At 55.7% G+C, this 9168-nt stretch carries 9 protein-coding genes; 3 read left to right on the top strand and 6 right to left on the bottom strand.

The window, feature by feature from the left end; translation table 11 throughout:
• Window positions 1-238: 238 nt before the first annotated feature.
• The 6 genes from EKA13_RS24535 to EKA13_RS24510 form a co-directional block, all read right to left on the bottom strand.
• Window positions 239-793, bottom strand: a complete 555-nt coding sequence (locus EKA13_RS24535; protein ID WP_065761720.1) for a helix-turn-helix domain-containing protein — start codon at window positions 791-793, stop codon at window positions 239-241.
• 530 nt (window positions 794-1323) lie between these two features.
• A complete protein-coding gene (locus EKA13_RS24530; RefSeq protein WP_065761719.1) occupies window positions 1324-2682 on the bottom strand; it encodes an aspartate aminotransferase family protein in 1359 nt (452 codons plus the stop codon).
• Between the two features lie 67 nt (window positions 2683-2749).
• The gene (locus tag EKA13_RS24525; protein ID WP_065761718.1) at window positions 2750-3523 is read right to left on the bottom strand and encodes a gamma-glutamyl-gamma-aminobutyrate hydrolase family protein; all 774 of its coding nucleotides are present in this window, start codon (window positions 3521-3523) and stop codon (window positions 2750-2752) included.
• An 80-nt stretch (window positions 3524-3603) separates the two neighbouring features.
• On the bottom strand, window positions 3604-4950 hold the full coding sequence (locus EKA13_RS24520) for a glutamine synthetase family protein (RefSeq protein ID WP_065761717.1): 1347 nt from the start codon (window positions 4948-4950) through the stop codon (window positions 3604-3606).
• 27 nt (window positions 4951-4977) lie between these two features.
• A complete protein-coding gene (locus EKA13_RS24515) occupies window positions 4978-5532 on the bottom strand; it encodes a helix-turn-helix domain-containing protein (RefSeq protein ID WP_065761716.1) in 555 nt (184 codons plus the stop codon).
• 275 nt (window positions 5533-5807) lie between these two features.
• The gene (locus EKA13_RS24510; RefSeq protein ID WP_065761715.1) at window positions 5808-6416 is read right to left on the bottom strand and encodes a dTMP kinase; all 609 of its coding nucleotides are present in this window, start codon (window positions 6414-6416) and stop codon (window positions 5808-5810) included.
• Between the two features lie 423 nt (window positions 6417-6839).
• Here EKA13_RS24510 and EKA13_RS24505 point away from each other — a divergent pair, with 423 nt between their 5' ends.
• The 3 genes from EKA13_RS24505 (at window position 6840) to EKA13_RS24495 (ending at window position 9067) form a co-directional block, all read left to right on the top strand.
• The gene (locus EKA13_RS24505; RefSeq protein ID WP_065761721.1) at window positions 6840-7067 is read left to right on the top strand and encodes a helix-turn-helix domain-containing protein; all 228 of its coding nucleotides are present in this window, start codon (window positions 6840-6842) and stop codon (window positions 7065-7067) included.
• Complete coding sequence (locus EKA13_RS24500) at window positions 7064-8317, top strand: HipA domain-containing protein (RefSeq protein WP_065761714.1); 1254 nt, start codon at window positions 7064-7066, stop codon at window positions 8315-8317. Before EKA13_RS24505 ends, EKA13_RS24500 begins: the two co-directional genes overlap by 4 nt.
• Before the next feature lie 141 nt (window positions 8318-8458).
• Window positions 8459-9067, top strand: a complete 609-nt coding sequence (locus tag EKA13_RS24495) for a trimeric intracellular cation channel family protein (RefSeq protein ID WP_065761713.1) — start codon at window positions 8459-8461, stop codon at window positions 9065-9067.
• Window positions 9068-9168: the final 101 nt, after the last annotated feature.

The raw sequence follows: 9168 nt of genomic DNA, 5'->3' as shown, positions 1-9168 counted from the left end.
TCGAACCGCCGACACGGGGATTTTCAATCCCCTGCTCTACCGACTGAGCTATCTGGGCCGCAGCGGAATTAAACGTTTACGGCTGGAGCGTCAAGCAAGAAATCAAAAAAAAATCAATTAAATCCTATGCTTAGGATTTTCCATAATATGGAAAAGCCACAAAGCTATTAGCGCTAGATAAAGCTGATGCCTCTCCCGCAAGGTCGCGAACACGATGAACAATTGAGCCTGATCACACTCAATTGAACACCCATAGCACACGGGTGAGCGTGTCCGTCAGGTTGGCATAACGGAAGCTTGCATGGGGTTGTAGCTGAAAACTATCGTTTGCGTAGAGCGTCACGGGATCGCCTTCATCCAGCCAGACGGTCAGCTCGCCTTCAAGCACGAAGCAGCCCTGCTCCGAACTGTCGTCGAGGTACTCTTCCCCGCTGGTTGCCCCAGGCTCAAGACGGCTGTCAAGCATGGAGAAGCCTCCAGCTATCGTGGGCGAGACCAGAACATCGGTAATACCACCTCCGAAATACAGCGTACGACGCTCATGCGGACGCGTTACCCAACTAAGGTCACGGGGCTTGTTCAGGTTGTAAAAATAGGCGGTTGATACACCGAGTGTTTCGCTGATAGCCGTCAGGTCTGCCACGGTTGGGCGCGACACACCCCGTTCAACCTGGGAAAGAAAGCCAACCGATCGGCCAATGCGTTGAGCCAGCTCGCCCAGCGTCAGCCCTTTGAATTTGCGCAAGTCGCGAATAAGTATCGCCAGGCCTTCAACTTCTTTGTGCATTTTCATCATTAAATCCATAGATCAAAAAAGTGCATGCGCTGAAAAGCCCTTGCTCAACGCCTCAAAAACCAACAATACGAATGCTTGCGCACTATTTTCCAGGACACGGTTCACATACGTGTCAATCAACACCGGAGCTGCCGAGATTTTTGTGAAACGTGAGGGTAGAGAGCAGAGGAGACAGAACCCATCACCCCCAAAGCGCTGCGCAGAGGTCGGTCAGGCAGGGTGTCAGTATCGCGAGCAGCATGCTGTGAAGCGAGCTTGTGGGCCATGGTTAAGCGCAGCTGTAAAATTATTTAGTTATTTTCATGAAAAAATACATGAATAATTTCACAAATCAAGCGCGTCACGAAACTCGGCCGCAGCGTGGAGCGGTGCACGTTGTCGCTAGCGGGGCAAAACCCTGACGATGTACCAGGGCAAGTCAAGATAAAGGGCTCTGAAGGGTGATTCCTTTCAGCGACTGAGCGCAAAGCGAGCACCTCGGCATGAGTCTGCAGACTGTCAGCAGAATCATGCCGAGGTGCTATGTCTTAATGGATAGCCTGATAGGTCAGGTCCAGGCATTTGCGCGCCTTTTCCACCAGTTCGTCGATCTCTTCAATGGTGATCACCAGCGGCGGTGCGATGATCATGGTGTCACCCACCGCGCGCATGATCAGGCCGTTGTCGAAGCAGTGCTGGCGGCAGATCATGCCGACACCCTTGCCTTCGTAACGCGCCCGCGTGGCCTTATCCTTCACCAACTCGATGGCACCGAGCATGCCCAGGCCGCGCACTTCGCCCACCAGCGGGTGGTCAGCCAGCTCACGCAGGCGCTTTTGCAGATACGGCGCGGTCACTTCGCGAACCTGCTCGATAATCTTCTCTTCTCGCAGGATACGCAGGTTTTCCAGGCCCACCGCCGCCGCTACCGGGTGGCCGGAATAGGTGAAGCCGTGGTTGAAGTCGCCGCCTTCGCTGATCACCTTGGCCACTTCGTCACGCACGATCACACCGCCCATGGGGATGTAACCGGACGTGAGTCCCTTGGCGATGGTCATCAGGTCGGGCTTGAGGCCGTAGTAGTCGGAACCGAACCACTGACCGGTACGGCCAAAGCCGCAGATCACTTCGTCGGCGACGAAGAGGATGTCGTACTTGGCGAGGATTTCCTTGACCTTCGGCCAGTAGGTCTGCGGCGGGATGATCACGCCGCCGGCGCCCTGGATCGGCTCGGCGATAAAGGCGGCGACATTGTTCTCGCCGACTTCCAGAATCTTCTTCTCCAACTGCTCCGCCGCCCACACGCCGAACTCAGCTTCGGTCATGTCGCCGCCTTCGCCGAACCAGTAAGGTTGCGGGATGTGCACGATATCCGGGATCAGGCCGCCCTGCTGGTGCATGCCAGCCATGCCGCCAAGGCCCGCGCCAGCCACGGTGGAGCCGTGGTAGCCGTTGATGCGGCCAATGATGACCTTCTTGTCCTTCTTGCCCTTGATCGCCCAGTAATGGCGAACCAGGCGCAATACGGTGTCGTTGCCTTCGGAGCCGGAGCCCGTGAAAAACACATGGCTCATACCTTGCGGGGCTACATCGGCAATCGCCTTGGCCAGTTCCAGCGCTGGCGGATGCGCGGTCTGGAAGAACAGGTTGTAGTACGGCAGTTCCTTCATCTGCCGGCTGGCCACCTCGGCCAGTTCGTCACGACCGTAGCCGACTGCCACGCACCACAGGCCAGCCATGCCATCGAGAATCTTGTTGCCTTCGCTGTCCCACAGGTACACGCCCTTCGCCGAGGTGATGATGCGTGGGCCTTTCTCGGCAAGTTGTTTGACATCGCTGAAGGGTGCCAGATGATGATCACGGCTCATCGCTTGCCAGGCAAGCGTTTGCGAATTCTTTTCACTCATCACTTCTCTCCATCAAAATACGCAGCCTGGCTGCGGGGGCATTTTTTATATTGATAACGGCCAGTTTTCAGGCGGACTTCAACATCAGTTGGCGCAGTACCGAGCGTTGCCGGCAGGCTTTTCCAAACGACTGGAAGATCGTTAGGTAATGCGGGTTTTCAAGTACCTGAAACTCTGGATGCCATTGAACGGCAAGGGCAAAACCCTTGCTGTTTTCAACAGAGATCGCTTCCACCAGTCCATCGGGTGCACGTGCTTCCACCCTTAGCCCAGGCGCCAGTGCATCAATGCCCTGGCCATGTATGGAATTGACATCGATGATCGGCGGCAAGCCCATGCGGTCCATCACGCCGCCCGGCTGTATATGCATCTTGTGGCGTGGGCCATATTGCTTTTCCATGGGTTCACCCTTGACCTCACGATGGTCCATGAACGAACCGGTCTCATGAACTTTCTGGTGGAGGGTGCCTCCCAGCGCCACATTCATCTCCTGAAAGCCACGGCAAATACCGAGCACCGGAACACCCGCCACGATGGCCGCACGCATGAGTGGCAAGGTCGTGGCATCACGCGCTGGGTCGTGATGGCTGCCCGGCGCACTGGCCAGACCGTTGTAATGGAACGGTTCTATATTGGATGGCGAGCCGGTAAAGATCAGCCCATCCACCAGGTCAATGATGTCGGCGGTATCTATCAGGTCAGCGAGACTGGGAATCACGATCGGCAAACCGCACGCCGCCTTGCTCGCAGCACGGGCATACTTCTCACTGATGGTCTGGGTAGCATGCAGCTCAATTTCGCTGGTGCATGCAGTGATGCCGATAACTGGCACACGTGGCATATCATTCTCCGGCAAATCAATCTTTCGAGTTGTATTCAAACGTGTGGGTAGAGCGTGCGGCGTAACGAGAGCATCAGGACTTACAAAAACCAGCGATATTCGCGCGCATTGATTTCGTTCAGAAAATCCAGTTGCTCCTGGCGCTTGTTTTCGCAGTAGACCATCACGAACTCACTGCCCAGCCCTTCATTGATCACCGGATGGTGACGCATGGCAGCCACTGCGCTCAGCGCGTCCTTGGGGAAGTCGATGCCGCTCTGGCGGTTTTCGTTCAGCGGCGCAATGGGTTCGAGGCCGCGATCCAGGCCGTGCTCCATCCCCGTCAGGATGGCCGCCAGTACCAGGTACGGGTTGGCATCGGCGCCAGCCAGCCGGTGTTCGATACGCAGGTTGCGCGGGTCGGACTCGGGAATGCGAATGCACGCATCTCGGTCTTCAAAGCCCCAGCTTGCAAGGCTTGCAGCGTTGACCATCGCGCCGTAGCGGCGATAAGCATTGTGGTTGGGCGCGAAGATCGGCATGCAATGGGGCAGCAATTCCAGGCAACCCGCCACCGCATGGCGCAGGTTGCGCTGCTCGAAGCGTGCAAGGAGGTTGTTTCCGGCCTCGTCGTACAGGCTGACATGTACATGCATCCCACTGCCCGGAGCGTCCAGATAAGGCTTGCTCATGAAGCTGGCGCGATAGCCGTGTTTCATCGCAACGCCGCGGGTACTGCGACAGAACAGCGCCGACCAGTCAGCCGCACTCAGGGCATCATCACTGTGGGAGAAGTTGATTTCGAATTGGCCAGGGCCCAGTTCTGCCGTAATGACATTCGCCGGCACGCCCTGCTCGTTGGCGACATCGACCATCTCGTGCAGTACCGACGAAAAACGCGACAGTCGTTCGATATGCATGTTCGGCTGGTCGTCTTCATCATCGGTCGACGTATCGCGTGGGAACTGTGGCAGGCCTTCCTTAAGCTTGCGATCGAACAGGTAGAACTCAAGTTCGAAGGCAACCACCGGGCGCACGCCACGTCGGGCAAGGCGTTCGATCACACGGGCCAGCACTTCACGGGGCTCGAACTCGATAGGCTTCGAGGTGCCGTCCGAAGTGATCAGCATCTGCGCGATCACGTCCTTTTCCCAGCGCACCGGTTTCAACGTACCCGGCACCAGGCGCCGTGATGCATCCGGGTCGCCATCGGCAAAGCAATAGTCGCCAATATTGTACAGGCCGCCCTGGGTACCCAGCAGTACACAGTTCTGAGGCAACTTCAGGGGTGCCCCCGCTGCGACTTTCTCAAGCATATCCATGGGGTAGCGCTTGCCATAGAAGTGCCCGGGAATATCCAGCGCAATCAAGTCCACGTAACGTACTTCAGGGTACTTCGCTCGAAAAGAGCGCACTTCAGTCAGCAGATCCGGAAAGATGGCACTCATCTTCTTTTCCTTGTGAGGTGAACGAATTCAATTGAATACCCAGAACACGCGGGTGAGGTTGTCCGTCAGGTTGGCGTAACGGAAATGCGTGTGGGGTTGCAGCTGGAAGCTGTCGTTTGCATGGAGTGTCACGGGGTCGGCGTCTTCCAGCCAAACCGTCAGTTCGCCTTCGAGCACGAAACAGCCCTGCTCCGAACGGTCGCTCAGGTACTGATCGCCACTGGTGGCACCCGGCTCAAGACGGCTGTCGAGCATGGAGAAGCTGCCAGTAATACGAGGCGAGGCCAGTACATCGGTAATACCTGAGCCGAGGTACAGTGTGCGCCGCTCATGGGGGCGAGTAACCCAACTGATGCCGCGTGGCTTACTCAGGTTGTAAAAGTACGCGGTCGATACACCGAGTGTTTCGCTGATAGCCGTGAGGTCCGCCACGGTCGGGCGCGACACCCCCTGTTCAAGCTTGGAAAGAAAGTCATCCGAACGATCGACACGTTCAGCCAGTTCGCCCAGTGTCAGGTTCTTGAATGTGCGCAGATCGTGGATAAAGATCGCCAGGCCTTCGACTTCTTCGTGCATCTTCATTGTTCAGGAGCATGCCGTGAAAATATTTGAGTTATTTTTCATGAAAAAATACATGAAAAATTTCACAGGTCAAGTCGAACGCTGAATTTGGCCGGACCATTGGTCAAGGCAGGTGCTGGCGCAGCAGCAAGCGCTGGGTGAAATCCAGCGCCAGCTACTCAGGTCATAGGGTTTGATTCAAACGAAGGGGACGTAGCAAAAGCTCACGCTGAAGAGGCAGGCCATGCGGTCGCTGCGTCCTGGAAACGCCATTTTCTAGCGTCTGTCACAGGGCATCAAAGCAGCCTATAAATCTCGGAAACCACGTGCATCGTTGCGTCTTCGAGCGTTCCTTCATTGCGGCACAGAAACCAGCCGTGATCGGCAATCGCTCGCTCGAACGCCTTGGTACTCGCGACCTGCTCTTCCTGGGTATGAAGCAGCGTACTGCTCAGCCCGCGCGATCGTGCCGCTGCCCTCGCCCATGAGATATCAGGGGCGGTGACAACCCCGACATGCAGGTCTGGCACTCGCACGTTTCGCTCAATGTTCAACTGCAGAATCTCTGCAAACGGGACTATCCGGCGAAACGCGGCATCAGACGGGTACCAGCGATCGATCAAGATGATGCTGTCCGGTGGCTGTTTAACCAGCACGTGCTGGGAAATCCAGGTACGGCTATCAGCAAAGCGTTCACAAACCCCCAACTCCAAATCCCGGCTGGGATTTCTGACGAGCGTGTTAACGAGGGCCATCGTTTCACCCCTGTAGGGATCGCTTTTTTTCTCGCAAAGTCGGATCACCTTCTTGTTGTCGGCCCTCAGTACTTTCGTAACGGCCTCCAACAGTGTGGTTTTGCCGGTCCCCTTGGGCCCATCCAGAGAAATAAATAACTGACGATTCATTCTTCACATAACGAGTGATATACGTCTTTTCCAAGACTCAAATCGCACAATAGCATTTTGCTTCCTTGACCATTGGATATAAGCAGTGAGGACTGTCAGGTAAAACACCGCGATCGGGCGCAGCTTTGCCCAAGGGAAGTCATCTAGCCCGCGCGATCTGGTGCATAGGCTAACACCCTGCTGTTTTACCCTCTTGACCAAACAGTGATTCGATTTGCTCACCCTTGATCAGCACAGCACTGTTTTCTGAGGCTCAACACGCCCGCAATTAAAATCGAAGCCATACTTTCGTTTTCATGGAATATCCAGCTTAAATCGTAAAAACGAAGCTATGGCTTAGTTTTCCTTGACTTCATGGGTTTCGCCCACATAATCGCAGTCATAGCTTCGTTTTTACTGACAGCCAGACAGGTTGACCACACCATGAGCGCGCTCGTACAGATCCATACCCCTGATGACTTGGGGAAGGCGGTACGCAAGGTTCGAAAGGCCCAAGGCATCACTCAGTCAGATCTGGCATTGATCGCTGGGAAGAGTCACGTATTGCTGAGAGATATCGAGACAGGAAAAGGCACTGTCTCTCTGGCCAGCGTTCTGCTCGTGATGCAGGAGTTAGGCATACGCCTCTACATGGATATACCCGGAAAATGAGAACACTCGAGGTTGTCATCAATGCGAATCACGTCGCGACGTTGAGAGATACCGCTGGCGTCTGGAGCCTTGAATACACCCCTGAATGGATTGCCAGCGCCGACGGTTACGACTTGTCTCCCGCCCTTGCAAGAGCAAAGGGCGTGATCGTTGATGGTTCTTCAGAGCGCCCTGTTCAATGGTTCTTCGACAACCTGCTACCTGAGGAGCAAGCGCGCTCATTACTGGCCAGCGATGCAAAAATCGAATTTTCGGATGCCTTTGGCCTGCTTGGCTATTACGGGGCCGAGTCCGCCGGCGCAGTGACATTGCTCAACGACCCACACTTGCCAGCGGAGGGTGGGCTCAGACCGCTCCCCGATACAGAACTCAGCGAAAGGATTCGCAATCTACCACGCGTTGCGTTGACCACCGGCGCCCCGAAGCGCATGTCGCTGGCCGGCGCACAGCACAAACTGGCTGTCGTGCTGGAAAATGGCAGCCTGTTCGAGCCTATGGGCAGCACCCCTTCAACCCATATCCTCAAGCCTGATCACTCTCAGCGCGATCTGTATGACGCCACTGCCGTCAACGAGTGGTTTGTGATGAGCATTGCCCAGGAAGTAAAGCTGGGCGTTCCGGCGGTGTACATTCGTCGTGTGCCTGAACCGGTGTACCTGATTGAGCGGTTTGACCGCCGACGGGTGAACAATCGGCTAGAGCGGGAACACGTGTTGGATGCCTGCCAGATGCTGGGGTTGGATAAAAGCTTCAAGTATCAGCAGGCGACGCCTGAAACGTTGCGAAAAATCCTGGGCCTCGTGCGGAACGTTGCGCAGACGCGGATACAGTTGTTCAAGTGGTTGGTCTTCAACATCCTGGTTGGCAACAATGATGCCCACCTGAAAAATCTCTCATTTTTCGTGCGTGCGGACTCCTACTACCTTGCCCCTCACTACGACCTCTTGTGCACGGCGGTCTATGGCGAGTCCGCAGCACCTTGGCTAGAGGCCGAACTGGTGTGGAAGCCAGAGGGTATCCGTACGCATGCGGAGGTCACCAGGGCCAGTGTTATCAGCCTGGGTGAAGCCATTGGCGTGAACAAAGCCCTGGCAACCAAGATCATCAATGAACTGGCCGAAGGTGTGAGCAACGCGGCCAGCACAATTCTGAACGAATACGCTCATGCAATGAATGCCGGTGAGAGCAGGCTTGTCAGGCGAATCGTGCATGGTGTGATCGCTGACATGGTGCGACAACTGAAAGATTGAGCGGGATATCTGTGAAACCAGTTGCAGTAGCTACCATTACACATTGCACATCCTTGCCGACGGCGATGCATTGCAGATCGGCAAAGGCACGGACGTACACGTAGCTATCGTTCACCTTATAACCTGAGGGCGGAGTCAGGCATGCTGTATTTTCAGGAAATGCTGGGCACCGCCGTGTTTGCCATTACCGGGGTGTTGGCGATCCATAAGGTTGGTGTCGATTTGTTTGGGGCCGTGGTACTGGGCATCATCACGGCAATTGGGGGTGGCACCCTTCGAGACCTGTTGCTCGATCAACCGATATTCTGGATTGCAGATTTCAACTACATCTGGGTTGCCTTGTTCGCAGCGCTGATAGCTTTTTTTCTCACCAAGAGACTGCAACGACGCTACCGTCTGTTGCTCTACCTTGATGGCTTCGCGGCCGCCCTCTTTGGGTTGGTCGCCACCGAGAAAGTGCTGGGACTGCATCTTGCTGCGCCGCTGGCGGTGATGATGGGCCTGTTGACCAGTATTGGAGGTGGTATCGCGCGTGACGTTCTGGCCGCAAGGCCCTCGCTGCTGATGTCACGTGAGATCTACGCCACGCCGATCCTGTTTGGGTGCAGCCTTTATGTCCTGTTGCGCAGTGCATTTCCGTCGATCTGGATTGCCGGTTGGGTGGCCTTGATATTCACCTCGGGCTTGAGGTTTCTCGCCATTTACAAGGAGCTGCAAATGCCCGCGATTTTCTCCACCCAGCAAGGGTAAGGACTGGCCCAAGGTCGTGACCGCTCACACGTGATGTGCCGCCTTTCTCGAGATCCGGCGTCGACTCCAGTACTTGCGAAACTCTTCAAGCCCGATCAGCG

It is taken from the genome of Pseudomonas defluvii (assembly GCF_001695625.1).
GTDB lineage: Bacteria > Pseudomonadota > Gammaproteobacteria > Pseudomonadales > Pseudomonadaceae > Aquipseudomonas > Aquipseudomonas defluvii.
Note: the sequence above shows the minus strand (reverse complement) of the source record. Positions and strands in the feature narration are given on the sequence as shown.